Origin of the sequence: Crassaminicella profunda, from assembly GCF_019884785.1 — a bacterium.
GTDB lineage: Bacteria > Bacillota > Clostridia > Peptostreptococcales > Thermotaleaceae > Crassaminicella > Crassaminicella profunda.
This window is the reverse complement of the sequence record NZ_CP082326.1, coordinates 2,005,281-2,032,225: the sequence shown is the minus strand read 5'-3', so window position 1 is coordinate 2,032,225 and position 26,945 is coordinate 2,005,281. Positions and strand designations below refer to the sequence as shown.

At 30.6% G+C, this 26,945-nt stretch carries 30 protein-coding genes and 1 tRNA gene; 30 read left to right on the top strand and 1 reads right to left on the bottom strand.

From position 1 onward, the window contains the following. Positions 1–50: 50 nt before the first annotated feature. The 24 genes from pstC to pyrR all read left to right on the top strand — a co-directional run bounded on the left by pstC (position 51) and on the right by pyrR (position 19,049). Positions 51–935 carry a phosphate ABC transporter permease subunit PstC gene (gene pstC / locus K7H06_RS09635; RefSeq protein WP_223039654.1) on the top strand — a complete coding sequence of 295 codons (885 nt, stop codon included), beginning with the start codon at positions 51–53 and terminating at the stop codon, positions 933–935. Positions 936–939: 4 nt separating this feature from the next. Beyond that, positions 940–1,827 (top strand): phosphate ABC transporter permease PstA, encoded by an 888-nt coding sequence (gene pstA, locus K7H06_RS09630; RefSeq protein ID WP_223039653.1) that lies wholly within the window; start codon positions 940–942, stop codon positions 1,825–1,827. 16 nt (positions 1,828–1,843) lie between these two features. Further along, positions 1,844–2,605, top strand: coding sequence for a phosphate ABC transporter ATP-binding protein PstB (gene pstB, locus K7H06_RS09625; protein WP_223039652.1), 762 nt, complete (start codon positions 1,844–1,846; stop codon positions 2,603–2,605). A 20-nt stretch (positions 2,606–2,625) separates the two neighbouring features. Beyond that, complete coding sequence (phoU, locus tag K7H06_RS09620; RefSeq protein ID WP_223039651.1) at positions 2,626–3,276, top strand: phosphate signaling complex protein PhoU; 651 nt, start codon at positions 2,626–2,628, stop codon at positions 3,274–3,276. Between the two features lie 124 nt (positions 3,277–3,400). Continuing rightward, positions 3,401–4,336: a YIEGIA family protein gene (locus K7H06_RS09615; RefSeq protein ID WP_223039650.1), complete on the top strand. Its 936-nt coding sequence runs from the start codon at positions 3,401–3,403 to the stop codon at positions 4,334–4,336. Beyond that, positions 4,336–4,530 carry a capping complex subunit for YIEGIA gene (locus K7H06_RS09610; RefSeq protein ID WP_223039649.1) on the top strand — a complete coding sequence of 65 codons (195 nt, stop codon included), beginning with the start codon at positions 4,336–4,338 and terminating at the stop codon, positions 4,528–4,530. Before K7H06_RS09615 ends, K7H06_RS09610 begins: the two co-directional genes overlap by 1 nt. Before the next feature lie 124 nt (positions 4,531–4,654). Further along, positions 4,655–5,974: a DUF512 domain-containing protein gene (locus K7H06_RS09605; protein WP_281426056.1), complete on the top strand. Its 1,320-nt coding sequence runs from the start codon at positions 4,655–4,657 to the stop codon at positions 5,972–5,974. A 23-nt stretch (positions 5,975–5,997) separates the two neighbouring features. Continuing rightward, positions 5,998–7,320, top strand: coding sequence for a ribosome biogenesis GTPase Der (gene der, locus K7H06_RS09600; RefSeq protein WP_223039647.1), 1,323 nt, complete (start codon positions 5,998–6,000; stop codon positions 7,318–7,320). Between the two features lie 64 nt (positions 7,321–7,384). Next, a complete protein-coding gene (locus tag K7H06_RS09595; protein WP_223039646.1) occupies positions 7,385–8,413 on the top strand; it encodes an NAD(P)H-dependent glycerol-3-phosphate dehydrogenase in 1,029 nt (342 codons plus the stop codon). A gap of 163 nt (positions 8,414–8,576) precedes the next feature. Beyond that, the gene (gene spoIVA, locus K7H06_RS09590) at positions 8,577–10,055 is read left to right on the top strand and encodes a stage IV sporulation protein A (protein WP_223039645.1); all 1,479 of its coding nucleotides are present in this window, start codon (positions 8,577–8,579) and stop codon (positions 10,053–10,055) included. An 81-nt stretch (positions 10,056–10,136) separates the two neighbouring features. Then, positions 10,137–10,213: transfer RNA gene (locus tag K7H06_RS09585), tRNA-Pro, on the top strand. Between the two features lie 105 nt (positions 10,214–10,318). Next, positions 10,319–10,699, top strand: a complete 381-nt coding sequence (locus tag K7H06_RS09580) for a hypothetical protein (protein ID WP_223039644.1) — start codon at positions 10,319–10,321, stop codon at positions 10,697–10,699. Positions 10,700–10,834: 135 nt separating this feature from the next. Then, positions 10,835–12,091 (top strand): biotin/lipoyl attachment domain-containing protein, encoded by a 1,257-nt coding sequence (locus K7H06_RS09575; RefSeq protein WP_223039643.1) that lies wholly within the window; start codon positions 10,835–10,837, stop codon positions 12,089–12,091. A gap of 25 nt (positions 12,092–12,116) precedes the next feature. Next, a complete protein-coding gene (locus tag K7H06_RS09570; RefSeq protein ID WP_223039642.1) occupies positions 12,117–12,812 on the top strand; it encodes a YggS family pyridoxal phosphate-dependent enzyme in 696 nt (231 codons plus the stop codon). 21 nt (positions 12,813–12,833) lie between these two features. Then, entirely contained in the window at positions 12,834–13,274 is a 441-nt protein-coding gene (locus K7H06_RS09565) for a cell division protein SepF (RefSeq protein WP_223039641.1), read from the top strand. 18 nt (positions 13,275–13,292) lie between these two features. Beyond that, entirely contained in the window at positions 13,293–13,556 is a 264-nt protein-coding gene (locus K7H06_RS09560) for a YggT family protein (RefSeq protein ID WP_223039640.1), read from the top strand. 13 nt (positions 13,557–13,569) lie between these two features. Beyond that, entirely contained in the window at positions 13,570–14,358 is a 789-nt protein-coding gene (locus K7H06_RS09555) for a YlmH family RNA-binding protein (RefSeq protein WP_223039639.1), read from the top strand. A 13-nt stretch (positions 14,359–14,371) separates the two neighbouring features. Beyond that, a complete protein-coding gene (locus K7H06_RS09550; RefSeq protein WP_223039638.1) occupies positions 14,372–14,881 on the top strand; it encodes a DivIVA domain-containing protein in 510 nt (169 codons plus the stop codon). Positions 14,882–15,024: 143 nt separating this feature from the next. Next, positions 15,025–15,726 carry a 5'-methylthioadenosine/adenosylhomocysteine nucleosidase gene (locus tag K7H06_RS09545; protein ID WP_223039637.1) on the top strand — a complete coding sequence of 234 codons (702 nt, stop codon included), beginning with the start codon at positions 15,025–15,027 and terminating at the stop codon, positions 15,724–15,726. Between the two features lie 307 nt (positions 15,727–16,033). Then, positions 16,034–16,312 carry a DUF5665 domain-containing protein gene (locus K7H06_RS09540; protein WP_246637675.1) on the top strand — a complete coding sequence of 93 codons (279 nt, stop codon included), beginning with the start codon at positions 16,034–16,036 and terminating at the stop codon, positions 16,310–16,312. 13 nt (positions 16,313–16,325) lie between these two features. Beyond that, on the top strand, positions 16,326–17,000 hold the full coding sequence (locus K7H06_RS09535; protein ID WP_223039636.1) for a TraR/DksA C4-type zinc finger protein: 675 nt from the start codon (positions 16,326–16,328) through the stop codon (positions 16,998–17,000). A gap of 80 nt (positions 17,001–17,080) precedes the next feature. Further along, on the top strand, positions 17,081–17,521 hold the full coding sequence (gene lspA, locus K7H06_RS09530) for a signal peptidase II (RefSeq protein WP_223039635.1): 441 nt from the start codon (positions 17,081–17,083) through the stop codon (positions 17,519–17,521). Positions 17,522–17,536: 15 nt separating this feature from the next. Then, entirely contained in the window at positions 17,537–18,457 is a 921-nt protein-coding gene (locus K7H06_RS09525; protein ID WP_246637674.1) for an RluA family pseudouridine synthase, read from the top strand. A 49-nt stretch (positions 18,458–18,506) separates the two neighbouring features. Continuing rightward, positions 18,507–19,049 (top strand): bifunctional pyr operon transcriptional regulator/uracil phosphoribosyltransferase PyrR, encoded by a 543-nt coding sequence (gene pyrR, locus K7H06_RS09520; RefSeq protein ID WP_223039634.1) that lies wholly within the window; start codon positions 18,507–18,509, stop codon positions 19,047–19,049. 10 nt (positions 19,050–19,059) lie between these two features. Here the strand turns inward: pyrR and K7H06_RS09515 are convergent, their stop codons facing one another. Beyond that, positions 19,060–20,844: an Rqc2 family fibronectin-binding protein gene (locus K7H06_RS09515; protein ID WP_223039633.1), complete on the bottom strand. Its 1,785-nt coding sequence runs from the start codon at positions 20,842–20,844 to the stop codon at positions 19,060–19,062. Positions 20,845–21,162: 318 nt separating this feature from the next. Between K7H06_RS09515 and K7H06_RS09510 the strand changes: the two genes are divergently transcribed. The 6 genes from K7H06_RS09510 to priA all read left to right on the top strand — a co-directional run bounded on the left by K7H06_RS09510 (position 21,163) and on the right by priA (position 26,937). Continuing rightward, complete coding sequence (locus tag K7H06_RS09510; protein WP_223039632.1) at positions 21,163–22,044, top strand: YicC/YloC family endoribonuclease; 882 nt, start codon at positions 21,163–21,165, stop codon at positions 22,042–22,044. 11 nt (positions 22,045–22,055) lie between these two features. Further along, positions 22,056–22,328 carry an extracellular matrix/biofilm regulator RemA gene (gene remA / locus K7H06_RS09505; RefSeq protein ID WP_223039631.1) on the top strand — a complete coding sequence of 91 codons (273 nt, stop codon included), beginning with the start codon at positions 22,056–22,058 and terminating at the stop codon, positions 22,326–22,328. Positions 22,329–22,354: 26 nt separating this feature from the next. Next, a complete protein-coding gene (gene gmk / locus K7H06_RS09500; RefSeq protein WP_223039630.1) occupies positions 22,355–22,975 on the top strand; it encodes a guanylate kinase in 621 nt (206 codons plus the stop codon). Further along, positions 22,969–23,172, top strand: a complete 204-nt coding sequence (gene rpoZ, locus K7H06_RS09495) for a DNA-directed RNA polymerase subunit omega (RefSeq protein ID WP_223039629.1) — start codon at positions 22,969–22,971, stop codon at positions 23,170–23,172. The genes gmk and rpoZ overlap by 7 nt, the downstream gene beginning before the upstream one ends. Before the next feature lie 12 nt (positions 23,173–23,184). Then, on the top strand, positions 23,185–24,378 hold the full coding sequence (gene coaBC / locus K7H06_RS09490; RefSeq protein WP_223039628.1) for a bifunctional phosphopantothenoylcysteine decarboxylase/phosphopantothenate--cysteine ligase CoaBC: 1,194 nt from the start codon (positions 23,185–23,187) through the stop codon (positions 24,376–24,378). A gap of 81 nt (positions 24,379–24,459) precedes the next feature. After that, positions 24,460–26,937 carry a primosomal protein N' gene (gene priA / locus K7H06_RS09485; protein ID WP_223039627.1) on the top strand — a complete coding sequence of 826 codons (2,478 nt, stop codon included), beginning with the start codon at positions 24,460–24,462 and terminating at the stop codon, positions 26,935–26,937. The last annotated feature ends 8 nt before the right edge of the window (positions 26,938–26,945 follow it).

The following is a 26,945-nucleotide window of genomic DNA, read 5'->3' as shown; positions in this document are numbered from 1 at the left end:
ATCTTTATATAAAGAATGCATATTATTATAAATTTGGGAGGCGTTTTGATATGAAAAAATACGAGAAAATCATTGAGACAATGCTCTTGATTTGTGCAGCAGTGGCAACTTTATCTGTATTTGTAATTACTTTATTTATCTTCAAAGAGGGAGTACCGATTCTTAAAGAGTATGGTGTAATCAATTTTCTATTTGGAAAAACATGGGCACCTACAAATGGAGAATATGGAGCTTTTCCAATGATCATGGGATCTATATCAGTAACTTTAGGGGCTTTACTAATAGGCGTTCCTATGGGCATAACTTGTGCAGTATTTTTAGCTGAAATTGCTCCAAAATCTATTGTGAAAGTATTTAAGCCATCTGTTGAATTGTTAGCAGGAATACCCTCTGTTGTATATGGTTTTTTTGGATTATCCATTCTAGTTCCTTTTATAAGAATGTATATATTACCTATTATACAGAAGGTAAATCCAGATGCTTATACATCTGGGTATAGTATTCTAGCAGGAGCTATGATTCTTGCCATTATGATTCTACCAACTATTGTGAATATTTCTGAAAATGCTATAAGATCTGTACCTGTTGAGTATAAACAAGGTTCTCTTGCTTTAGGTGCATCTCATTTTGAAACGATTATAAAAGTAATCATTCCAGCAGCGAAATCTGGAATTATCACATCTGTTGTGTTAGGAATGGGTAGGGCTGTTGGAGAAACCATGGCAGTAATTCTTATTACGGGGAATATGCCTAAAATTCCAGGTAGTGTGTTAGATTCTGTTGCTACATTAACAGGAACCATTGCTATGGAGATGGGATATGCAACACCTATGCATCAAAAGGCATTGTTTGCTACAGGGATTATTCTGTTTGTATTTATTATGTTACTTAATATTACAGCAACAGGAACCATGAAAAGATTGGGGGCGAAGTAGAGAAATGGTTGTAGATACAAAGACGCATACTGGAAAATTAACTATAGATAAGAAAAATATAAAAATAAAAGAAAAAATAGCTTATCTATGGGTATATATTGTAGCAACATTAACGATTCTAGCTGTATTATCTATTATTGGATATGTATTAATCAATGGAGTAAAACATATAGATTTAAACTTTTTTATACAAGACCCCAAAAGTATGGGAAGACGCGGCGGAATTTTTTCTATTATCGTTGGAACCATATACCTAACCCTTGTATCCATTGCCATAGCTACACCAATAGGAGTTTGTGCAGCTATTTATTTAACTGAATATGCTAAAGAAAATAAATTTGTAAAGATTATAAGATTTGGGACTGAAACATTGGCAGGAATCCCTTCTATTATATTTGGATTATTTGGATTTGTATTCTTTGTAATATTTTTAAAACTAAGATGGTCCATTTTATCAGGAGGATTAACACTAGCTTTGATGATTCTTCCCACACTTATTCGTGCTACAGAAGAATCAATTAAAACTGTTCCAAGATCCTTCAGAGAAGGTAGTCTAGCCCTTGGGGCTACAAAATGGGAGACGATTGTGAAGGTAGTACTTCCAAGTAGTGTATCTGGAATATTAACAGGACTTATATTAGGAATCGGTAGAGCTGTAGGAGAAACAGCTGCAGTGATGCTGACAGCAGGGAGTTCTTTAGGAGTACCTAAAACAATTATGGATCCTGCTAGAACCATGTCTGTCCATCTATATTTGTTAGCTTCAGAAGGTTTATCAAAAGAAAAAACTTTTGCAACAGCATCTGTACTCATTATATTTGTCTTGCTGATTAATTTTTCAGCTAATATGATTGCAAATAAATATATGAAAAATACCAAGGCTGCATCTTAGAAAGGAGATGAAAAATATGTCAAACAATCCTAAGATCAGGGTGAAAAATTTAAATCTTTTTTATGGAGAATTTCAAGCATTAACAGATATCAATATAGATATTAAGAAAAATAAAGTAACGGCCCTCATCGGTCCTTCTGGATGTGGAAAATCAACATTTTTAAGAACTTTAAATAGAATGAATGATTTGATTGATCATGTAAAAATTAATGGGCAAATTATTATAGATGGTTTAGATATTTATAGTGATCAATGTGATTTAATCAATTTAAGAAAAAATGTGGGGATGGTCTTTCAAAAGCCTAATCCATTTCCTAAAACAATATATGAAAATATAGCTTATGGACCAAAAGTTCATGGGATAAAAGATAAATCAACATTAGATGAAATCGTAGAAAAAAGTTTAAAAGGAGCAGCCCTTTGGGATGAAGTGAAGGATCGATTAGATAAACCTGCTTTAGGGTTATCTGGTGGGCAACAGCAAAGAGTATGCATTGCAAGATGCTTAGCCGTTGAACCAGATGTAATATTAATGGATGAACCAACTTCAGCATTAGATCCGATATCAACCTTAAAGGTAGAGAATTTATTAGATGAATTAAAAAAAGATTATACAATCGTCATTGTTACACATAACATGCAGCAAGCAGGAAGAGTATCAGATGATACGGCCTTTTTCTTAAATGGAGAGATTGTAGAAATGGATGCAACGGATAATATTTTTTCTAAGCCTAAAGATAAAAGAACAGAAGACTATATTACGGGAAGATTTGGTTAAAAAAGGATGGAGGGATGATGATGCCAAGATTACAATTAGCAAATGAGTTAGCAAAGCTTCATAATGATTTATTAAAGCTCGGAAGTATGGCAGAAGAAGCTATACTCAGTGCAATAAAATCTTTAAAGGATCAAGATGTTGTTCTTGCAGAAAAAGTAATCAATGGAGATAAGGCTACAAATAAGCTAGAAGAAGAAATTGAAGATAAATGCATTAAATTAATTGCTACCCAACAGCCTATGGCTATTGATTTAAGAGAAATTTGCTCGATTTTAAGATTAATTGCAGATCTTGAAAGAATGGCAGATCATGCTGTAGATATTGCTAAAATTACTATAAAAATGGTCAATGAAAAATATATGAAATCATTAATAGATATACCAAGGATGGCAGATTTAGCAACAGATATGGTGAAAAAATCTTTGGACGCATTTGTAAAAAAGGATGTAGTTCTTGCGAAAAATACCTGGGAATTAGATGAAACGGTGGACGAAATATATAAGCAAATATATAGGGAACTTCTTACTTATATGATGGAAGATCCAAAGAAAATTACCCAGTCTACTTACTTTTTATTCATTTGTTCTCATATTGAGAGAATTGCAGACTATGCTAAAAATGTATGTGAGAAGGTTGTATATATTCAAACAGGAGATTATTGGATGAAATAATAAAAAATAATGGGAAAGCTCTTCTTAGAGAAGGGTTTTCTTTTTTTTTAAAGACTTATTTCTCATAAAACCAATTAAAAAACAAATAATAATAGAAACATATAGAAAACTTAGGAGGATGTTTATGGATGAATTTGGTGTTCAAATTATTTTATCGCTAGGAATGGGGTTGTTAGCAAGAATTTATATGATTCGAATTGATCAAAGACAATATCCTAGTTATCCACAAGGATTGATTTCCCATTTAACATTAGGCGTGATTGCAGCATCATTAGGTGCTGTAGCATTACCTGCATTGGTGCAAAAGGAATATAGTGCAGTGACTTTTCTAGCCTTAGCAGCCCAACAATTTAGAGATGTTCGAAATATGGAAAGACAAAGTCTTGATAATATAGAGGGGACGGAGCTAATTCCAAGAGGAACAGCTTATATCGAAGATATTGCAAAAGCTTTTGAAGCTAGAAACTATATGGTTATTATTACTTCACTGATGACAAGTATTACATTTTATTTTATAAAAATAATAAAATTACCTATTTATTTGCAAATATTTTTTGGGATATTTATAGGATCTATCACAGCAGTGGCATTGAAAAAATTGCTATCAAGACAATTAATTGTGGAAATCGCCCAGGTAATGCCTGCGCATATTCATTTCGATGGACCGTTACTTATGGTAAATGATGTTGTGATTATGAATATAGGCCTAAAAGGATCAAGAAAAATTTACGAAGAAAGGGGAATTGCTGTAGAAATCATACCCAATGATGCAAATGCTAGAGCAACCCTTGCTAATATGGGACAAAGACAAGCAGTACAGCATAATGCTGCAATTCAACTAGGTATTCGAAAGGATGTGGATGAACCAGATTTTACGCCTATTGCTAGGAGAAATCCTCATAATGGAAATATTGTTATGGCCATTATACCTATGGAACCTAATATGGATTTATTGGTAGAGGCAGTAAATAAAACCCCAGTTTTGGAAACTGCAAAAAGAAAACCTTTAGAGTCAAAGATAGGATCAAAAGAAAATAACGAGTTGAAAGGAGAACTTTAATGGATTTTGGAATTAAAGATAATATTATTGCCATTATCACCACGGATAGAAGCATGATATCTACAACAACAGTACCTGTGTTTTATGCACAATCAGAAGAAAAAAAAGAAAGGATTGCGCTTTTAGTATCTAAAATTACAATGGGAATGGTACATGATCTTGAAAATGGTTCATATGTTGTTGTGAAACATTAAAATGATGTTCTTGACGATACATAAAAGGACATGATAAGATTATAAGTCAGGATGTATAAAGATGATTTTTATGATATAATATTAGTATCAGGTACTAAAACTAGATTTTAAGTAGGTGTTTATTGTGGAAGAGCAGGAGCAGAAAAATGTTATTTCTAAAATTTATCCAGAAAGTAAAGCTCAAAAATTAGGAATAGAACAGGGCGATAAGCTACTAAAAATAAATAATGAATATATTGAAGATATTATTGAATATATGTTTTTAATAGCAGATGAATATTTGGAAATTGAGATTGAAAAAAAAGATGGAGTAGTAAAAAAGTATACAATTTATAAAGATTTCGATGAAGATTTGGGGATTGAATTTGAAAATCCAATTATTGATCAAGCAAGAAGTTGTAAGAATAAATGTATGTTTTGTTTCATAGATCAACTGCCTAAAGATATGAGAAAAACCTTATATTTTAAGGATGATGATTCGAGACTTTCATTTCTTCAAGGAAATTTTATTACATTGACGAATATGTCTGAAACAGATATACAAAAGATCATAAAATATAGAATTAGTCCTATTAATATATCTATTCATACGACAGACCCAGAACTCCGGGTGAAAATGTTAAGCAATAAAAATGCTAAAAATATTTATGAGAGACTACAAAGGCTCGCAGATGCAGGAATTAGTATGAATGGACAAATCGTTTTGTGTAAAGATGTAAATGATCAGGCAAATTTAGATAAAACCATTAGAGATTTATCTAATCTTTATCCAAGTATGCAGAGTTTAGCCATTGTTCCCGTAGGAATAACTAAATTTAGAGAAGGATTATATCCATTGACCATTTTTGATAAGGAATCATCAACAGAAGTAATCGAGCAGGTAGAAGAATGGCAAAATAATTTGTTAGAGAAAATAAATACCCGTTTTGCATATTTATCAGATGAGTTTTATGTTCTTGCGAATAGAAAAATTCCTGATTATGAAGATTATGAAGGGTTTCCACAGATAGAAAATGGCGTAGGGCTTATGGCTAAGTTTGAATATGAAATAATTGCTTATTTAAAAGAATTGAATATAAGAAATATGGAAAATAAAGAAGTGAGTATTGCTACTGGAAAATCCGCAAAGGCTTTTATGACTCGGCTATGTAAGGAAATGGAGAAAAAGTTTAATGACTTAAAAATCAATGTGTTTGAAATTAAAAACAACTTTTTTGGAGAGACCATTACGGTAGCAGGTCTAATTACAGGAACAGATCTAATTGAACAATTAAGCAATAAGGAATTAGGAGAAAAATTAGTGATACCGTCATGTATGTTAAAGAGTGATGAACCAATTTTTTTGGATGATCTAACGGTAGAGGATGTAGAAAAAGCATTAAATATAAAAGTAACGGTCACAAAAGTAGATGGAAAAGATTTTGTTGACAAAATAATAAAATAATGATAAATACTGGAGGTGTTTTCATGGCTAAGCCAGTTGTAGCAATAGTCGGAAGACCGAATGTAGGGAAATCAGCTTTTTTCAATAAGCTTGCTGGGAAAAGAATAGCGATAGTAGAAGATAAACCAGGTGTTACAAGAGATAGAATTTATACAGAAGTTGAATGGTTAAATCATCATTTTACTTTAATTGATACAGGCGGATTAGAACCTGAGTCAAAGGATATTATTTTATCACAAATGAGAAATCAAGCAAAATTAGCAATTCAAACAGCCGATGTAATTCTTTTTATGGTAGATGGAAGAACAGGACTTGTAGCTGCAGATGAGGAAATAGGAAATTTACTTAGACGAACAGGAAAACCTGTCCTTTTAGTTGTGAATAAAGTAGATACACACAAATTGCCAGATTCTTTTTATGATTTTTATCAATTAGGATTAGGAGATCCATTGGCGATTTCATCCACAAATGCTTTAGGACTTGGAGATTTGTTAGATGAGGTTATTGCAAACTTCCCTGAAAAACATGAAGAAGATTATGAAGAAGATATGATCAGGGTAGCGGTTATTGGTAAGCCTAATGTTGGAAAATCCTCTATTATCAATACTATTTTAGGGGAAGAAAGAGTTATTGTAAGTGAAATTGCAGGAACTACTAGAGATGCTATTGATACGCCATTTACTCATGGTGAAGATGAATATGTATTTATTGATACTGCAGGAATAAGAAGAAAAAGTAAAGTAAATGAAAATATTGAGAAATATAGTGTTATCAGATCCCTTAACGCAATAGAGAGAGCAAGTGTATGTATGTTGATGATTGATGCTACAGAAGGGGTAACGGAACAAGATAAAAAAATTGCAGGTTACGCTCATGAAGAAGGAAAAGCTACCCTTATTGTTGTGAATAAATGGGATTTGGTAGAGAAAGAAACAAATACTATGAATCAATATACAAAAGATATTAGACAGGAATTAGCTTTTATGCCGTATGCACCAATTCTTTTTGTTTCAGCAGTTACAAAACAAAGAGTACATCAAATTTTAGAAACGATAAAATTTGTTTCAAATCAGCATGCAATGAGAGTGCCAACGGGTAGATTGAATGATGTGATTGGAGAAGCAATCTTATTAAATCAACCACCATCAGATAAAGGAAAAAGACTAAAGATTTTCTATGTTACACAAATTTCTGTGAGACCACCTAAATTTGTTATTTTTGTAAATGACAAAGAACTTACCCATTTTTCTTATACAAGATATATTGAAAATAAGATTAGAGAAGCTTTTGGGTTTGAAGGAACTCCAATGAGCATAATACATAGAGAAAAGGGCGAAGATCTATAAGGGTGGTTTTATGGTACTGAATTTAAAATAAAGTAAATCTTGATTATAAATAGGGGGGTTTACAATGAAATCAAGTATCAGTGTAATTGGAGCAGGCAGCTGGGGGACGGCTTTAGCTGTTGCCCTTTCTAAAAAGGGGCATGATGTAAAGTTATGGATGAGAAATGAAGAACAATTTTTGCAAATGAAAAAAGCAAGAGAAAATATCAAATATTTACCAGGAGTCATTCTACCTAATAATATTGAGTTGTTTCAAGATATCTGTGGTGCTGTGAAGGATGCAGATATTATATTGCTAGCAGTTTCTTCTCAAGCGGTACGAAAAGTAATTAGTAATTTTAAAGATGTAGCCAATGAAAAGCAAATTATTGTAAATGTTGCAAAAGGATTGGAAAATACTACACTGCTTAGAATATCAGAAGTGGTGAAAGAAGAATTACCAAAGAATGCTTTTGCTGTTTTATCAGGGCCATCTCATGCTGAAGAAGTATGTAGAGATATGCCTACTACATTGGTTGTAGCATCAAGTGAAAAAACTGTTGCAGAGTATATACAAGATGTATTTATATCTCCTAAATTAAGAGTATATACCAATCCAGATGTTATTGGTGTTGAGCTTGGAGGTTCTCTTAAAAATGTTATTGCTTTAGGAGCTGGAATATCCGATGGTTTAGGTTTTGGAGACAATGCAAAAGCTGCTCTTATGACTAGAGGGATTACTGAAATCTCAAGACTGGGTCAAGTAATGGGTGCAGAGCTTAATACCTTTGCAGGTTTAACGGGTATTGGAGATTTAATTGTAACATGTACGAGTATGCATAGTAGAAATAGACGATGTGGTATTCAAATTGGGCAAGGCAAAAAGTTAGAAGATGCTGTAAATTCAATAGGAATGGTAGTAGAAGGTGTAGTTACTACAGCAGTTGCTTATAAACTATCTAAAGAATATAATATAGAAATGCCTATCACAACTGAAATTTATAATATACTTTATAATGATAGTGATGTAAGAGAAGCTGTGGTGAATTTAATGATGAGAAGTAGAACTCATGAGATTGAAGAAGTAGTTGAAAGCAAAAAAATGCAGTGGTAAAAAGATAGCTAAATTAGCTATCTTTTTTTATTGTATAAAAGTCATAATCTCTGATAAGAGGTCATATATATATATTGTTAATACATACCATAATCTAGAAAGAATGATTTCTGATAGTTTATGATTTTTTAATAAATATTTATGATCAAAGGGGTGAGTGGAAATGGAAAGATTCGATATATATAAAGATATTGCAGAACGGACACAGGGGGATATTTATGTAGGGGTTGTAGGACCCGTAAGAACAGGAAAGTCAACTTTTATCAAAAGATTTATGGAATTATTGGTTTTGCCAAATATTGAAAATGCTTATAGAAAAGAGCGAGCTAAAGATGAATTGCCACAAAGTGGGGCTGGTAAAACCATTATGACTACAGAGCCTAAATTTGTGCCAAACGAAGCTATAGAATTAACCCTAAAAGATAATGCTAAATTTAAAGTAAGACTTGTAGACTGTGTAGGATATTTAGTAAAGGGTGCAATGGGACATGAGGAGAATGGAAAACCTAGAATGGTAACAACACCTTGGTATGAGAAAGAAATTCCTTTTGTAGAAGCAGCAGAAATAGGAACAAAAAAAGTGATTACAGATCATTCAACCATAGGTTTAGTGATTACAACAGATGGTACTGTAACAGATATTGATAGAAGCAGCTACATAGAAGCTGAAGAAAGAGTCATCAAAGAGTTAAAAGAGATGAATAAGCCTTTTGTTGTAATTGTAAACTCATTACAGCCTGAAGGTGCAGAAACGGTAGAATTAAAGAAACAATTAGAAGAAAAATACAAGGTTCCAGTTGTAGCAACAGATTGTGCAAAAATGAATATAGGAGATATCAATGATATATTAGAAAATGTTTTATTTGAATTTCCAATTAAGGAAATTAATATTACCCTTCCAGGATGGGTTGAGGGGTTAGAAGCGACTCATTGGCTTAAGGATAAGATTATTTATTCTGTAAAGCAATGGAGCCAAGAAGTGAAGAAAATAAATGATGTAAGAAATGCAGTAGGAAATTTTTTGGATATGGAAATAATAGCTGGAGCAGGACTAAGCGATATCAATTTGGGTGAAGGAATCGCTCATATTGAAATGAAAACAAAAGAAGGATTATTCTACAATATTTTAGAAGAAATCACTGGTTATAAAATTGAGGGAGATCATCAATTATTAGGGCTTATAAAAGAATTCTCAAGAGCCAAGAATGAGTATGATAGAGTGGAAAGAGCGTTGAAAGATGTAAAAGATACAGGATATGGTTTAGTATCACCACAATTAGAAGAATTAGAATTGAAAGAACCAGAAATTTTCAAGCATGGGAATAGATTTGGTGTTAAATTAAGAGCCAATGCACCATCCCTTCACTTAATAAAAACAGATATTACAACAGAAGTTTCACCAATTGTAGGAACAGAAAAAGAAAGTGAAGAATTATTAAAATATTTATTAGATGAGTTTGAATCAGATCCAAAGAAAATATGGGAAACAAATATGTTCGGTAAATCCCTTCATGATATGGTAAAAGAGCAGTTAGAGCATAAATTATTCATGATGCCAGAAGATGCAAGAAATAAAATGCAAAGAACACTACAAAAGATTATTAATGATGGAAGTGGTGGATTGATTTGTATTATTCTATAGTAAGAATAGATAGGGAAAACCCCTATCTATTTTTACCCTTGAAAAATTTTCATATTAGGGTATAATAATAAATAGAATTATCTGGGTGTGGCGCAGTTTGGTAGCGCGCTAGAATGGGGTTCTAGAGGCCCTGGGTTCAACTCCCAGCACTCAGACCAGAAGAAACATTAAAGCTATGAATATTCATAGCTTTAATGTTTTTATAATATATTAAAAAAATATAGTCAACCATAATATGATTATGTATACTAAAGGAGAAAAAAATGTTTATTTATTTACGAGTACTATTGTTGATGCTTTTGATTGTATCCATATTGGGATATATTTTTACAATATTAAAGGAAAAATATTATTTATGGAATAATACTATTTTTATCGAAAATAAAGTTGTATCACAGGTTCATATGGATGAAATAGAATCGAAACATTTTAAAATAGGCAGTATTGAAGTGATGGCTGGAGATGAAATGAAGATACATTTTTATGATCATCCTACAGTAAAAGGAATTATATTAGGAGCAAAGATTCAAGATAATAGTGTATGGGTTGTTACAGCAAAAAAACAAGTACATTCAGTAAGTGTTAAAGACATTAAGAAAATTAAGATTGTTAGTAGGTATGGAAAATTTTTTAACGTATTTTAAGCTGCTTTAGAAGTAGCTTTTTTGTTTTTATTATTGTAGGACTATAAAACTAATTTCAATAAATATAAATAACATGAAGGAAAATAAACAAGCGTGAAGAATTATAAACATAAAAGGGACTAGTAGGTGAAGGAAGTGACCAAAAAAAATCGCAATAAACGAAAAAGGAAAAGAAGACTACGGCATTTCTTTTTTGGAATTATATTATTTTATTTAATTATAAAATTTATGCCTATGGTTGTGTCGTTTTCTAATGAGACAAGTGTTGCCGAATATGGAAATATTCAAGTTACTGATCAATTAAATTGTTATATTATTAGAAATGAAAAATTGATTGAAAGTAATTTTGAAGGCAATATACAATACTTTGTTCAAGAAGGGGAAAAAGTTGAAAAAGAGTATAAGGTAGCTGAAATATATAAGGTTGATATTGATGATACCACTAGGAAGAAATTAGAAGTAGTTAACCAGAGAATTGAGAGTATCAAAGATAATGAAAATAGTCTATTCCAAAGTGATGTGAAGAAAATTGATGAAGCCATCAATAAAATAGTAAGTGATATAAAAGAATATAAAGAAAAAGGAAATCTCTTAAGAATTGAACAATTGAAAAAAGAGTTAAATAATAAATTAGAAAAAAAGAGGATTATTACAGGGGATAAAAGCTTTGCAGGAAAAAATTTAGAAACTTTAGAGTTAGAGCAAGAAAGTTTACAAGAGAAAATAAATAATGCAATTTGCTGGATAAAAAGCCCTGCATCTGGTATTATCAGTTATAATATTGATGGATATGAGGCTATTTTAACACCTAGAAATATGGCTACAATTGAATTGGAAAATTTGAAAAGCATTCATAGTCAAGTAACAGATTTAAGAGCTGAGAAAGCTATTAAGAATCAACCCTTGTTTAAAATTGTTGATAATAATGTATGGTATATGGTTACTTGGATAGACAAGGAAAGACTAGAGAATTATAAAGTAGGAAGAAGGGTGACTTTTAAATTTCCACAAAGAGAAGTAAGAGGAAAAGTATATCAAATTATAGAAAATACAAAGAATAATATGGTGATCTTTCAGGTTAATCAATATGTAGAGAATTTTTATAGCATGAGAAATATTGATTTAGATGTTATTCCAGTAAACTATGAAGGGTTAAAATTATATAAGGATAGCATAGTGGAAATAGATGGAAAAAAAGGAGTGTTTCTCCTAGATGTAAATAGATATGCACGATTTAAGCCTATTAAAATTATAGGGTATAATGATGAATATGCAATTATTCAAAGTAATGTTTTTTATAATAAGGATGGAGAAAGAATAAGTACTGTAAAATTATATGATGAAGTTGTTAGAAATGCTTCAAAAGTTAAAGAAGGACAAATGATATATTAATACAATAATAGATGGAGGGAAAAAGATGTGTTATATTGAAAAAAACATAAAAGATTTAAGAGAAGAAATTCATGAAATATGTAGTAAAATTGGAAGGAATCCTGAAGAAATTCAATTAATCGCTGTTACTAAAACCGTAGATCACGAAAGGATTAATGAAGCCATTCATACAGGCGTTGAAGATATAGGAGAAAACAAGGTTCAAGAAATAATGGAAAAGTATAATGTAGTATCTAGTGTGAATTGGCATATGATCGGACATTTGCAGACAAATAAAGTAAAATATATTATTGATAAAGTAAAATTAATTCATTCTGTAGATAGAATAAGTTTAGCGGAGGAAATAAATAAGCGTGCAAAACAACATAATAAAATTATGGATGTATTGGTTCAGGTAAATGTTGCTAATGAGGAAACTAAGTTTGGATTAGCTAATAGTGAAGTATTTGATTTCTTTGAAAAAATACAACCATTAGAGCATATTAGGGTTAAGGGGTTAATGACCATTGCTCCATATGAAGAAAATCCTGAGGATGTTCGAAAATATTTTAAGATGCTTAAAGAAATATTTGAAGAAATCAAAACAAAAGGATTTCAAAGGGTAGAAATGAGATATTTATCAATGGGCATGACAAATGATTTTAAAATAGCAATTGAAGAAGGTGCTAATATGGTACGAGTAGGTACAGGAATATTTGGAAGAAGAAATTATAATAAGTAAAGATATAAAGGAGGACAAATCATGTCAGGAAAATTTGTAGATAAAGTAAAATATTTTATGGGCTTAGATGATTATGAAGAAGAGGATGATGAATTAGTCGAGACATCTGTTGAATATGATAATCCTATTACACCTATACAGAGTAAAAAGAATAAGGTTGTAAATATACATACGACAACACAGATGAAAGTTGTTGTTTATGAACCTGTAGAGTTTGAAGAAGTACCTAAAATTGTTGACAATCTTAAAAATCGAAAGCCTGTTATTATGAATTTAGAAAAGCTAGAACCAGAACTAGCAAAAAAAATATTTGATTTTGCCAATGGGGCTGTATATGCTTTAGATGGAAGTATTCAAAAGGTTTCAAAGGGAATATTTATTTTAGCTCCTAGCAATGTTGATATAGCAGGAAATATCAATGAGGAATTAAAAAATACAGCTTTATTTCCTTGGAATAAGTAAGATTAGGTGGTGGAAAAAATGTGGATGATACAACAATCCGTAGATTATTTTTTTAGAGTATTAGATTTTTTAATTATTGCAAGGATTCTTATGTCTTGGTTTAACCCAGACCCCAGTTCAACCATTCCAAAACTAATTTATCAACTAACAGAACCAATACTTGCTCCCTTTAGAAATCTAATGTTTAGATTTGGATTAGGAAGAGGCATGATTGATTTTTCACCTATTATAGCTGTAATATTCTTGGGTTTTATTAGGAATTTAATTATAGGATTACTTTAGAGAGTGTGATATTTTGATTAATAAGGAAAGTTTGACAAAACATATAAAAAATACGGAAGAACGATACGTTGTAATGAAAACTTTGAATAAAGTAGAAAGTGTGCTAAAAAGTCATGGGGTACGTGTTACAGACTTTTATAACCCTTATGAAATATCTTTATGTATTCCCATATTAAACCAGATTTTAGATATAAACTATTTAGTTGTAGGTGGATATGAGAATGCAGAAAGAAGGGTAATAATCATTTATCCTGAATATATGGAAATAAGTGAAGAAGAGTATCCTATTGGTGCTATAAAGGTTTCAGGAAGGTTTATGAAAGATGAATTAACCCATAGAGATTTTTTAGGTGCAGTTTTAGGGCTAGGATTAAAAAGAGAAAAAATAGGAGATATTTTAGTTGGAGATGGACAAGCAAATATTATCGCACATAAAGAACTTTGTGATTATATTTTATTGAATTTAGAAAAGGTATCTAAATTCAAAATAAATATTGAAAGAATTTATTTTAATGATTTGATGAAGGTTGAAGAGAACTTTAAGATCATCCAGGGATCCGTATCTGCTTTGAGATTAGATAGTATTTTAGGTACAGGATTTGGAGAATCTAGGAATGCAATATCAAAGCTTATTAATAACGATAGAGTCAAAGTGAATTTTAAGCCAGTGAATCAACCATCATATATCCTTCATGAAGGAGACTTGATATCCTTTAAAGGTAAGGGGAGAATAATACTAGATCAAATTGGAAATAAAACAAAAAAGGATAGATATAAGGTGATCATAAAAAGAATAGTCTAGAGGAGAGGATACAATGATTACACCACTTGAGATTCAAAATAAGGAATTTAAAAAAGGAATAAGAGGTTATAAGGAAAGTGAAGTTGATGAATTTTTAGATAAAATTATTATAGATTATGAGAATTTATACAAAGAAAATATTGAGTTGAAAGATAAAATTGCTATGCTGAATGAACAAATAGAAAAATATGAAAACTTAGAAAAAACTTTAAATAATACTTTAGTTTTTGCTCAAAGTACTGCTGAAGAAGTTGCTCAAAATGCACAAAAAAAAGCAGAATTAATTATACAAGAAGCTGAGGGAAAGGCGAAAAAAATTATAGAAGATGGCAAAAACGAAGTTTTAAAGATTCAAAAAGAATATGAAGAAGGTAAAAAGCAATTACATATTTTTAAAACAAGATTTAAAACATTATTAGAATCTCAATTAGAAGCAGTTGCCACGAGCTGTAAAGAAATAGTAGGAGAAGTGGAAGAAGTTAATGAATTCAAAGAAGTTAGTTTAGCTAAGGAAGATGAATAAATTCAAATAAAAATTCTCGTTTAAAGCGAGGATTTTTATTTGTGAATTTCCCAGGGAATAAAATACAGATTTGATTATGAAAGTAAATATTGAATTTACAGATAAACATCTATATAATAAAGCAAGAAAAAGGAGGTCATATTATGAAAATAATAGGTATTATAGGAGCAATGGACGAAGAAATTCAAATCTTAAAAGAAAAGATGGAATTAGAAAAAGAAGAGCATTTTGCAGGAATGATTTTTTATAAAGGAAAGTTAATGGGAAAAGATATAGTTGTGGTAAGAAGTGGTATAGGAAAAGTAAATGCTGGTGTTTGTACACAAGTTTTAATCAGTAATTTTCATGTGGATGCTATTATTAATACAGGTGTAGCTGGTGCTATACATGATGACTTGAATGTGGGGGATATTGTTATTTCTACAGATGTAATTGAGCATGATTTTGATGTTACAGCATTTGGTGGATATACATTAGGACAGATTCCAAGGATGGAAGAGTACATATTCAAGGCAGATGAGAAATTAGTTGAAATTGCTGTAAAAGCTAGTGAAAAAGAAACGGTTAAATATAAAACTACAACAGGAAGAATTGTATCAGGGGATGTTTTTGTTGCTTCACCTGAAAAGAAAGATTTTTTGTGGAAAGAATTTAGTGCTTTTTGTGCAGAAATGGAAAGTGCAGCCATAGGACATGCTGCCTACTTAAATAAGGTACCTTTCGTAATTATTAGAGCCATGTCTGATAAAGCAGATGGATCAGCCCATGTAAATTTTAATGAGTTTGTTATAGAAGCTGCAAATAATTCAGTTGAAATCGTATTAGATATGCTAAAACATATGTAATTAATAAAATTTTAAAATGCATGGAAAGGATAGAATGATTATAATCATTCTATCCTTTTTTAGTTTAAGGAAATTATAAAATTTTAAAAATGTGGATAACTATTTTGAAATGTAGTTCTTTGGAAATTTTGAGCAACGGAAATTACAAAAGAAAGTTTTAAAAATTCGTTGGTGATATGAGCATATGCGACAGCATGATACGAATTTTTTCTTTTACATAGAAGAGATATAAATGGGGGAAAATACGATTAATATTTTAATAGACTATATAAAGAAAAAATATTATTCAAAAAATGGGGGAATAATAATGGATGAGAAGAGAATTAGCAATCTTGAAAAAAATATAGAAAAAATATCGAAAGAACTAGAGAAAACAAAAATAGGTGAATATGTGGATATTATGAATAATCCTAAAAGATTATTATATGTTAATTTTGTTGCTGGTTTAGCTAGGGGGTTAGGGACGGCCATAGGACTTACTATTTTGGCTGCACTATTTTTTTATATCTTACAAAAAACAGTAGATTTGCCCTTAATAGGAAAGTATATTGCAGAGTTGATAGATATTATAGAAAACAATAGATGAAGGAGGAGATTATATGAATCAAGATAGAATTCAACATTTTAAAGAAAAACTATTAAAGGAACGAGAAGAGGTATTAAAAACTTTAGATAGAATGGATAAAAATGAACCCAATGAATCCATGCAGGAATATTTTAGTGAATTATCTATGTATGATAATCACCCAGCGGATATTGCAACAGAAACTTTTCAAATGGAAATGAACTTCAATTTAAAAAAAAATGAAGGATTAGAGCTACAAGAAATTGAGGATGCATTACAAAGAATAGAGAAAGGTACATATGGAAAATGTAGGAGCTGTGGAAAAAATATATCGGAAGATAGGCTTGAAATTGTGCCTACTACAGAAAAGTGCATAGCATGTGAGCAGGATGGTTTTTCCATAAAGGATGAAATCCATACAAGACCAGTTGAAGAGGAGGGTCTGAAAAATCCCTTTGGAAGAACTTATATGGATACGAATGAAGATTATAATGGATTTGATGGAGAAGATGCACTGCAAGCTGTAGCAAGATTTAATAAGACAGATCAACATAATATGGCTTTAGACTGGTATGATAATAATATGTATGATGAAAATGTATCAAGAACTGTAGAATCTGTTGACAATATAAGTGAAGGTTTTTATAAGGGACAGCTTGAGGATGAAGAAAGAGATGATATACCTCATAATCAAAAAAGAAAAAAGTGAAGCTTTGCTTCACTTTTTGTAATAAAAGTTTTAAAATTATGTTATAATCAGAGAGACACGCATTTTGGGGGAGGATTAACATGAATTATTTATTAGTCTTAATGATCATTATACTTGACCAAGCTTCAAAATTTATTGTTCAAAGCAAATTTTCTGTAAATGAGTCAATACCTATTATAAAAAATATATTTCATCTTACATATGTGCAAAATTTTGGAGCGGCTTTTGGTATATTAAAAAATCAAAAAATGTTCTTTGTATTGATGACAATCTTTGTTATTGGCGGAATTATAGTATTTTTAAGTAAGCAAAAGAATTTGCATAAACTTATACCTTATAGTTTAAGCTTAATTGTAGGTGGAGCTATTGGAAATTTAATTGATCGAGTAAGACTTGGATATGTAGTGGATTATTTTGATTTTAGAATTTGGCCTGTATTTAATATGGCTGACATTAGTATTGTTGTAGGCGCTATACTACTTTCCTACTATTTAATTTTCTTAGATGAAGTTCGTAATTAGAAAGGGAGAATTTTATTGGATATTCAGAAGTTTATTGTTGATGAAATAGATGAAGATACAAGATTAGACTTATATTTATCAAATCAATTGATAGAAATGTCAAGAAGTTACATACAAAAGTTGATAGAAAAGGGAAAAGTAAAGATCAATGGTCATGCTAGTAAAATAAAAAAATATAAGGTAGTGGAAAATGACCAAGTAGAAATTGAAATACCTGAGCCGGAATTGTTAACAATTGAACCAGAAAATATTCCTATTGAGATTGTATATGATGATGATGATTTGCTTGTAGTAAATAAACCTCAAGGGATGGTGGTTCATCCTGCACCAGGAAATTATCATGGAACATTGGTCAATGCACTTATGTATCATTGTAAAAATTTATCTTCTATAAATGGTGTGATTAGACCTGGGATTGTTCATAGAATTGACAAAGATACGAGTGGCCTTTTAATGGTTGCCAAAAATGATCAAGCTCATAAGGGACTTGCTGAGCAGTTAAAAGAACATTCTATCAATAGAAGGTATATAGCTTTAGTCCATGGAAATATTAAAGAAGAAAAGGGTACTATTTGTGCGCCTATCGGAAGAAATCCTGTAGATCGATTAAAAATGGCGGTAGTTGATAGAAATGGAAAAGATGCGACTACTCATTTTACTGTACTAAAACGATTTAAAGAGTATACCCTTATTGAGGCGAAACTAGAAACTGGTAGAACCCATCAAATTAGAGTACATATGACATATATCAAACATCCATTAGTAGGAGATCCAATTTATGGTCCTAAAAAACAAAAATTTCGTTTAGATGGACAGTTGTTGCATGCAAAAGTGATAGGCTTTGTTCATCCTATTAGGGATGAGTATATGGAATTTCAGGCTGATTTACCAGACTATTTTAAAAATATAATAAAAATACTTGATGATAAAAAATGATAAATGCATCATAAGTATCAATATGAAATTTACAAAAAGAGGTGGAAGAATGAAATTTAAAGCAAATATTATGGATGAAAAAGCTATACAAAGGGCCACTACTAGAATTGCTCATGAAATCATTGAAAAGAATAAGGGGATTGAGAATATTGTTTTAGTTGGAATTAAGACTAGAGGAGTCCCCCTTGCTAATAGGATTGCTGAAAAGATTGAGAAAATTGAAAATGAAAAAGTAAATGTAGGTATTTTAGATATTACTTTATATAGAGATGATTTAACGAAAGTAGATGAAAATCCAATATTGAATAATACATCAATAAACTTTGATATTAATGAAAAAATTGTCATTCTTGTAGATGATGTATTGTATACTGGAAGGACCGTGAGAGCTGCTTTAGATGGTATTATGGATAGAGGGAGAGCTAAGAGTATACAGTTGGCTGTTTTAATAGATAGAGGTCATAGAGAGCTTCCAATCAGAGCAGACTATGTAGGGAAGAATGTGCCTACTTCTAAGGAAGAAATTATTCGTGTTCAATTTGAAGAGGTAGATGATATTAATCAAGTTACAATTAGTAAATTAGAGCAATAAAAATCCAAGTCTATTTTGACTTGGATTCATTTTTTTGTAGGATTGTTAAAATATTTGATCGAGGGGTAATATATATGGTTTTATTATTTTCATAAATAACCATTCCTGGTTTGGCACCACTTGGCTTTTTCACATTTTTGACCAATGTATAGTCTACTGGAACATTACTAGACAATTTCCCCTTACTATGAAATGCAGCAAGCTCGGCAGCTTCTAATATAGTAGCTTCTGGAATTTTATTATTTTTACTGATTACGATCACATGGGAACCAGGAATATCTTTTGTATGAAACCACAAATCTTTTTTAGAAGCTATTTTTAAAGTTAATTGATCATTTTGTTTGTTGTTTTTTCCTACAAGAATTTCAAACCCATCAGATGAAGTAAATGATAAAGGGCTACTGGAAATTTTTCTTTTGGAAGAAGATGAAACTTTTTTTCTCTTGATATATCCTTCTTCCATTAATTCTAATCTGATTTCTTCAATGTCTGCTAAACTGAATGCATTTTCGATTGTGTGTAATAAATTTTCAAAGTATTGTATTTCATTTTTTGTTTCGTGTAATTGCTTTTGTATTTCTTTTTGAGCATTTTTATATTTAGTATATTTTTTAAAATATTTTTGTGCATTTTGAGAGGGTGTTAAATTTATATTTAAGGGGATGGATATAGTATTTGCAGTAGGATCATAGTAGTTGAGTACTTCTATATGAGCATCTCCTTTTTTTACAAGGTGTAAATTGGCTGTTAGCAATTCTCCATAAACCTTATGCTTATCTAAGTTTGAAGCAGTTATAAATTCTTCTTGTAGTTTTTGACTTTTGTTATAAAGTTTATGAATAGTATGGGTAACAAATTTTCTTAAATCACTAGATTTTTGCTTTGATCGATGGAATAAATCTCTTTTGATATAGTATTCTTCAAGAACGGTACTAATAGAATCAAAATCAATAGATTCATAGATTCCCTCATATATGTTTAGGTAATTACAATAAAAGTCTACTACGTGTTTGTCCTCTTTTGACACAATTATATTAGGGGAAAAAGAATTTTGTGATGAAAGAATAAAACTTTTTATAGCATTCCATGAAGCTTCATAATCATTAGTGGATAAATTAGAAGTTGCTTGATCATCATGTATATTTGCTCTAAAACAAATTTCTCGAGAAACTGTAGGACTGATGCCTTGTATAGATGTATAGATTGCTTTGTATATAGGTGTTCCTAAAGAAGAATTGCTTAAAGCTTTTTTGAATGCTTCAAATGTCATAGAAATTGGATTGATTTTTCCCTGATTAGGTGGAGCAATATAAGTTTTACCAGGTAAAATTTCTCTATAACGATTGATATCACCTGATATTCTTTTAATGCTGTCAATAATTTTATTTTCTGATTGATCGAGTAATATAATATTACTATGCTTTCCCATAATTTCAATAATCAATTGTTTAATATGCATATAGCCTAATTCATCGTAACTTTCTATATCTATTTCAATGATTCTTTCAAATTCTTTTTGCCTGATATCTAATATCCTTCCTCCTTGAAGATGCTTTCTAAGGAGCATACAGAACATAGGAGGAGATTGAGGATTAATTTTGTCTACTTTTGTCAGATGAACTCTTGGATTTTTGCTGCTTGCAGAAAGTAAAAGCTTATATTTTTCTTTAAAGCATCTTATGAAAATATTTATTTCATCTGTTTCAGGTTGATATATTTTTTCGATTTTACCTTTTTGTATTTTTTCTTTTAATTCATGGGCAATTGCTGAAACTACCATTCCATCAAAAGGCATATTCATTCCTCCAAACTTTCATTTTTCATCATTAAAGTATATCATTCTTTGAAATAATTTAAAAGTTGTTATATAAATGTATAGTATTGCAAAAAAATAAATAATATATAGAAGATGATCTTAAATTTTTGTATAATAGGATAAAGGTTGATATTTATGATACAATACCATGTAGGACAATAAAATCATAAAAGACTAAGAATTTTTTTATTAAGTCTTAATTTTTGTTAATAAAAATGATATAATTGTGATTTATGAGAGAAGGATTATTTTTTGATGTAATGCATTTTTAATCAATAGATGGAAGGATGAAAAGACATGATTAAGAGCATGACCGGATTTGGAAGAGGTGAAAGCAAGGACAGTGAAAGGCAATTTATTGTTGAAGTGAAATCAGTTAATCATAGATACAATGATATTGTTGTAAGAATGCCTAAAAGATTTACATATTTAGAAGATCAACTTAAAAACCTCGTGAAAGATTATGTAAAAAGAGGAAGAGTGGAAGTATATGTAACTTTAGAAAATATAGGAGATACAGATACAAAAATTTCTGTAAATACTCCAGTAGCTGAGCAGTACATAGATTGTTTAAAAAAGATTAGAGATGAATTTAATCTAATAGATGATATTACTGTTTCATTAGTATCAAAGTTTTCTGATGTTATAAAAATAGAACCAAAAGAAGAGGATGAAGATGCTATTTGGAGTTGTTTACAAGATGCAGCATCTAAAGCTTTAGGTTTATTAGTGAAAATGAGAGCAGCAGAAGGATTAAAATTAGCTGAGGACATTAGTAATCGATGTGTGTATATTGCTAATATTGTAGATAAAATCGAAAGTCGTTCACCAAAGGTTGTTTTAGAGTATAAGCAAAGATTGAATGATCGAATTCATGAATTGTTAGATGACAATGTTGAAATAGATGAAAATAGGATAAGCATGGAAGTAGCAGTGTTTGCTGATAAATGCAGTATAACAGAAGAAATTGTAAGGCTAAAAAGCCATGTTGATCAATTGAAAAAAACCTTAGAAGAAAGTAATACGGTTGGTCGAAAACTTGATTTTTTAATACAAGAAATGAATAGAGAAATTAATACAATAGGGTCCAAATCAAGTGATTTAGAAATTACAAATTATGTGGTAGATATAAAAAGTGAACTTGAAAAAATAAGAGAACAAGTACAAAATATAGAATAGGGGGACTATAGATGAGTATAAAGTTGATTAATATAGGCTTTGGAAATATTGTATCAGCAAATAGATTAGTAGCCATTGTAAGTCCTGAATCAGCACCTATTAAAAGAATTATTCAGGAAGCTAGAGAACGTGGGATGTTGATTGATGCTACATATGGTAGAAGAACTAGAGCAGTAATCATTACGGATAGTGATCATATCATATTATCAGCTGTACAACCTGAAACAGTTGCACATAGATTATCAAATAAGGAAGAAACTAAAGAAACTACAGATCATGAGTAAAAAGGATAGATAGAAGGGGAATACAAATGATGAAGGAAGGATTATTACTTGTTATTTCAGGACCATCGGGTACGGGAAAAGGAACTGTTTGTAAAGAATTATTAAAATCAGAAAAAGATATAAAACTTTCTGTATCTGCTACTACTAGAGAACCTCGAAATGGAGAAGTCAATGGAATAAATTATTATTTTCTAGACAAGGATACCTTTGAAAGGCAAATTTCAGAGGACGAATTTCTAGAGTATGCAAAAGTTTATGATAATTATTATGGTACACCTAAAAAATATGTAATTGATGAAATCAATGAAGGAAATGATGTCCTTCTTGAAATTGATATTCAGGGAGCTTTACAAGTGAAAGAGAAGTATCCTAAAGGGATATTTATATTTATATTGCCTCCATCAATGAATGAATTAAAGAAAAGAATAGTTGGTAGAGGTACTGAATCTGAAGAATCTATTTCAAAAAGATTTGGTAGTGCATTGGATGAAATCAATTATGTAAAAGAATATGATTATTTTGTTATTAATGATACAGTTGAAAAAGCTGTTGAAAAAATTAGAGGGATTATCAGATCGGAAAAATGTAAAGTTAATGAAAATATAGAAGATCTTATTTCAAAATTTAAGGAGGAGATATCATGTTAAATCCATCGATAAATGATTTATTACAAAAAGTAGATAGTAGATATTCCTTAGTAGTTGCTGCTTCAAAGAGAGCTAGAGAAATTATTGACGGTGATGAACGATTAACAGAGGTTGATTCAAATAAACCTGTAACTATTGCTACTTATGAAATTTCTAAAGATGCAATTTTATGTAAAAGTGAAGAGTCAGATCAATAATGAGGTGTAGTCATGAATAAAAATGTTGTAGTTGGTGTAACTGGAGGTATAGCAGCATATAAAGCAGCAGATGTTGTAAGTCGACTAAAAAAGCATAGTTTAAATGTAAATGTAATTATGACTAAATCTGCGCAGCAATTTATTCATCCATTGACATTTCAATCATTATCTCAAAATTATGTTGTTACGGATATGTTTGAGGAACCCAAAACATGGGAGGTAGAACATATCGCTCTTGCTCAAAAGGCGGATTTATTTTTAGTCGTACCTACAACAGCAAATGTTATTGGGAAAATTGCGGGTGGCATTGCAGATGATATGTTAACCACAACCATAATGGCTACAAAAGCACAAGTACTTATGGCATCCGCTATGAATACAAATATGTATAATAATCCTATTGTTCAAGAAAACATCAAAAAACTAAAAAATTTAGGAATGCATTTTGTTGAACCAGCAGTAGGAAGATTGGCTTGTGGTGATTATGGAAAAGGAAAACTTGCAGAGCCTGAAGAAATTGTTAATGAAGCTATAAAACTTTTGTCTATCAATAAAGATTTACAAGGGAAAAAAATTCTTGTTACAGCAGGACCTACAAAAGAACCCATTGATCCTGTAAGGTATATTACCAATCATTCATCTGGTAAAATGGGATATGCTGTTGCAGAAACGGCTGTAGCTAGAGGAGCAGAAGTAGTATTAATATCAGGACCAACAAATCTTGAAAATCCAGTAGGGATAAAAAAATTTGATGTAAATACTACAAATGAAATGTATGAAGAAGTACTTAAACACTTTGAATGGGCAGATGTTGTCATAAAATCAGCTGCAGTTGCTGATTATCGTCCAAGTGTTGTTGCAGATAACAAAATTAAGAAAAATGATGATGACTTTTCCATAAAGCTTACTAGAAATCCTGATATATTGATGGAACTCGGAAAACGAAAAAAGAAGGGTCAAGTACTTGTTGGTTTTGCTGCTGAAACACAAAATTTGCTTGAGAATGCAAAGAAGAAGATTCAAAAGAAAAACCTTGATTTTATTGTGGCCAATGATCTTACAAAAAAAGGTGCTGGCTTTAAGAGTGACACGAATATTGCAACGATTATTGATAAGAATGGACATTTAGAGCAATGTGCAAAGATGGAGAAGAAAGAACTTGCAGAAAAGATATTAGATAAGGCAAAAATTTTACTAGAGGAGTAGGGCAACCTGCTCCTTTACTATTGAAGATAGCATATATTTTGCTGATATAATAGAATGAATTGAACCATGGGGGAAAATTCTATGGAGAAAATAGAATTTATAAAAGTAATTATAAACAATAAAAGTAATCAAACAGACCGGGAATATACTTATGGTGTTCCAAGACATTTAGAAGGAAAAATTTATATAGGTTCTAGAGTAATCATTCCATTTGGGAAAGGAAACAAGCTAATAGAAGGGTATGTAGTAGATATAGTAAAAAAAATAGATTTTGATTATGCCAAGATAAAATATGTAAAAGATATAATAGATGAAGACAGAATTCTATCAAAAGAATTAATAGATTTATGCAGATGGATGAAAGAAAAATATATGTGTAGATTTATTGATGCCATTCAATGTGTCATGCCAACGGGAGCATCGTTAAAATTGAAAAAAACAATTACATTAAGTGGAATCTTTGAAGAAAAAAAATTGTTTAATTACAATCTTTCTAATAAGGAAATTGAAATTATAAAGTTACTTCTTACCCAAAAAAAAGTGACAGATGTTTTCTTGAAAAAAACTTTTCCCAATATGGATATTTATCGCTTGTTAAAAGGTCTAGAAGAGAAAAAGATGATTACGATCAAGAAACATTTTAAAAGTGATGTGAACACAGTTTTTGAGAAAATTATAAGAATATGTAATACAGAAGAACCTATGAAATTAATAGAAAAAGTAAGTACTCGAGCAAAAAAACAAAGAGAAGTTTTAGTCTATTTATCTAAACATAAAGAAGTAACATGGGCTGACTTAAAAAAAGTCATGAATATATCAACACACACTATAAAATCTCTTTTAGATAAGGGATTTATAGATGTTATTACAGTTGAAAAAAAACGAAATCCATATGAACATATGAATATATCTTCTACAAAACCTTTCGCCCTTACACAAGAGCAAACTAAAACTTTAGAAAAAATCATTCCAACTATTGAGAAACATATGAATCATTCTTTTTTAATTCATGGGGTTACAGGAAGTGGAAAAACGGAAATTTATATGCAGTTAATGGATAGGGTATTAAAACAAGGACAAGAAGCCATTGTACTTGTTCCAGAAATATCTTTAACATCTCAGATGATTGAGCGGTTTAAAGGAAGATTTGGCAACATTGTAGCAGTGCTACATAGTAAACTTTCATTAGGGGAAAGGTATGATGAGTGGAATCGTATCAACAGAGGAGAGGTTAAAATAGTAATTGGCGCTAGATCAGCTGTTTTTTCACCTTTTAATCATTTAGGGATGATTATTATAGATGAAGAGCATGAATATACCTATAAATCAGAATCCAATCCAAAGTATCATACTATTGATGTGGCACAATTTAGATGCAAAAAAAATAACGCCGTATTAGTTTTAGGTTCTGCTACCCCATCTGTTGAGAGCTATACTCATGCCCTTGAGGAGAAATATACTAAAATTCGGTTAAAAAATAGATTTAATAATAATCCGTTACCAGAAGTAGAAGTTGTGGATATGAGAGAGGAATTAGATAAAGGGAATAAAAGTGTTTTTAGTGAAAGCTTGTACAAAGGAATTATGAACAATTTAAATAAGGGAGAGCAAAGTATCCTCTTTTTAAATAGGAGGGGGTATTCTACGTTTATTTCATGTAGAAAATGTGGATATGTAGTAAAATGTCCCCATTGTGAGATCTCCTTAACTTATCATGCATCTTCAAAAAAAGCATCTTGTCATTATTGTGGATATACAAAAATTCCCCCTAACATCTGTCCAGAATGTAAAAGTAAATATATAAAATATTTTGGTGTAGGAACAGAAAAAATTGAGAACTTAACAAAAAAACATTTTCCTAAAGCTAGGGTAGCAAGGTTAGATTTAGATACTACATCTAAAAAAGGAGTAATGGATCAAATACTAATGAAATTCAGAAAAGGGGACATTGATATTTTGATTGGCACCCAAATGATTGCAAAGGGGTTAGACTTTCCTAATGTAACATTAGTAGGCGTGATTGCTGCTGATACGAGCTTGAATTTACCTGATTTCAGAGCAGCTGAGAAGACTTTTCAGCTTGTAACCCAGGTGGCAGGAAGATCAGGTAGAGGAGATAAATTAGGAAGAGTTATTGTGCAGACATATGAACCAGAACATTTTTCAATTACTTCAGCAAAAAATCATGATTATACTTCCTTTTTTAATCACGAAATTATGCTGAGAAAGGAATTTATGTATCCACCCTATTCAAAATTAATTAATATATTGTTTACAGGAAAGAAAGAAGCTGATGTAATAAAAACAGCAAATAATTTTGCAAATATGTTAGAAGGAAAATTAGCTGAATATAATATAAAGAGAGAAGAAGTAGTTTTTGGACCACATCCAGCACCCTTAGCTAAAATAAAAGAAAAATATAGGTGGCAAATTATTATCAAAAGTAAACCTGTTGACCAAAATATTATTAAGGGTATAATAAATTATATGAGGCTAAAAAACAATTATCCAAAGAATATAAATATAAGCATGGATATAGATCCTTATAGCATGCTTTAAAAGAGGAG

Excerpts from the sequence above, each read along its gene's own strand:
- pstC (WP_223039654.1), top strand. The coding sequence starts at position 51 with ATGAAAAAATACGAGAAAATCATTGAGACAATGCTCTTGATTTGTGCA.
- pstA (WP_223039653.1), top strand. The coding sequence starts at position 940 with ATGGTTGTAGATACAAAGACGCATACTGGAAAATTAACTATAGATAAG.
- pstB (WP_223039652.1), top strand. The coding sequence starts at position 1,844 with ATGTCAAACAATCCTAAGATCAGGGTGAAAAATTTAAATCTTTTTTAT.
- phoU (WP_223039651.1), top strand. The coding sequence starts at position 2,626 with ATGCCAAGATTACAATTAGCAAATGAGTTAGCAAAGCTTCATAATGAT.
- K7H06_RS09615 (WP_223039650.1), top strand. The coding sequence starts at position 3,401 with ATGGATGAATTTGGTGTTCAAATTATTTTATCGCTAGGAATGGGGTTG.
- K7H06_RS09610 (WP_223039649.1), top strand. The coding sequence starts at position 4,336 with ATGGATTTTGGAATTAAAGATAATATTATTGCCATTATCACCACGGAT.
- der (WP_223039647.1), top strand. The coding sequence starts at position 5,998 with ATGGCTAAGCCAGTTGTAGCAATAGTCGGAAGACCGAATGTAGGGAAA.
- K7H06_RS09595 (WP_223039646.1), top strand. The coding sequence starts at position 7,385 with ATGAAATCAAGTATCAGTGTAATTGGAGCAGGCAGCTGGGGGACGGCT.
- spoIVA (WP_223039645.1), top strand. The coding sequence starts at position 8,577 with ATGGAAAGATTCGATATATATAAAGATATTGCAGAACGGACACAGGGG.
- K7H06_RS09580 (WP_223039644.1), top strand. The coding sequence starts at position 10,319 with ATGTTTATTTATTTACGAGTACTATTGTTGATGCTTTTGATTGTATCC.
- K7H06_RS09570 (WP_223039642.1), top strand. The coding sequence starts at position 12,117 with ATGTGTTATATTGAAAAAAACATAAAAGATTTAAGAGAAGAAATTCAT.
- K7H06_RS09565 (WP_223039641.1), top strand. The coding sequence starts at position 12,834 with ATGTCAGGAAAATTTGTAGATAAAGTAAAATATTTTATGGGCTTAGAT.
- K7H06_RS09560 (WP_223039640.1), top strand. The coding sequence starts at position 13,293 with ATGTGGATGATACAACAATCCGTAGATTATTTTTTTAGAGTATTAGAT.
- K7H06_RS09550 (WP_223039638.1), top strand. The coding sequence starts at position 14,372 with ATGATTACACCACTTGAGATTCAAAATAAGGAATTTAAAAAAGGAATA.
- K7H06_RS09545 (WP_223039637.1), top strand. The coding sequence starts at position 15,025 with ATGAAAATAATAGGTATTATAGGAGCAATGGACGAAGAAATTCAAATC.
- K7H06_RS09540 (WP_246637675.1), top strand. The coding sequence starts at position 16,034 with ATGGATGAGAAGAGAATTAGCAATCTTGAAAAAAATATAGAAAAAATA.
- K7H06_RS09535 (WP_223039636.1), top strand. The coding sequence starts at position 16,326 with ATGAATCAAGATAGAATTCAACATTTTAAAGAAAAACTATTAAAGGAA.
- lspA (WP_223039635.1), top strand. The coding sequence starts at position 17,081 with ATGAATTATTTATTAGTCTTAATGATCATTATACTTGACCAAGCTTCA.
- pyrR (WP_223039634.1), top strand. The coding sequence starts at position 18,507 with ATGAAATTTAAAGCAAATATTATGGATGAAAAAGCTATACAAAGGGCC.
- K7H06_RS09515 (WP_223039633.1), bottom strand. The coding sequence starts at position 20,844 with ATGCCTTTTGATGGAATGGTAGTTTCAGCAATTGCCCATGAATTAAAA.
- K7H06_RS09510 (WP_223039632.1), top strand. The coding sequence starts at position 21,163 with ATGATTAAGAGCATGACCGGATTTGGAAGAGGTGAAAGCAAGGACAGT.
- remA (WP_223039631.1), top strand. The coding sequence starts at position 22,056 with ATGAGTATAAAGTTGATTAATATAGGCTTTGGAAATATTGTATCAGCA.
- gmk (WP_223039630.1), top strand. The coding sequence starts at position 22,355 with ATGATGAAGGAAGGATTATTACTTGTTATTTCAGGACCATCGGGTACG.
- rpoZ (WP_223039629.1), top strand. The coding sequence starts at position 22,969 with ATGTTAAATCCATCGATAAATGATTTATTACAAAAAGTAGATAGTAGA.
- coaBC (WP_223039628.1), top strand. The coding sequence starts at position 23,185 with ATGAATAAAAATGTTGTAGTTGGTGTAACTGGAGGTATAGCAGCATAT.
- priA (WP_223039627.1), top strand. The coding sequence starts at position 24,460 with ATGGAGAAAATAGAATTTATAAAAGTAATTATAAACAATAAAAGTAAT.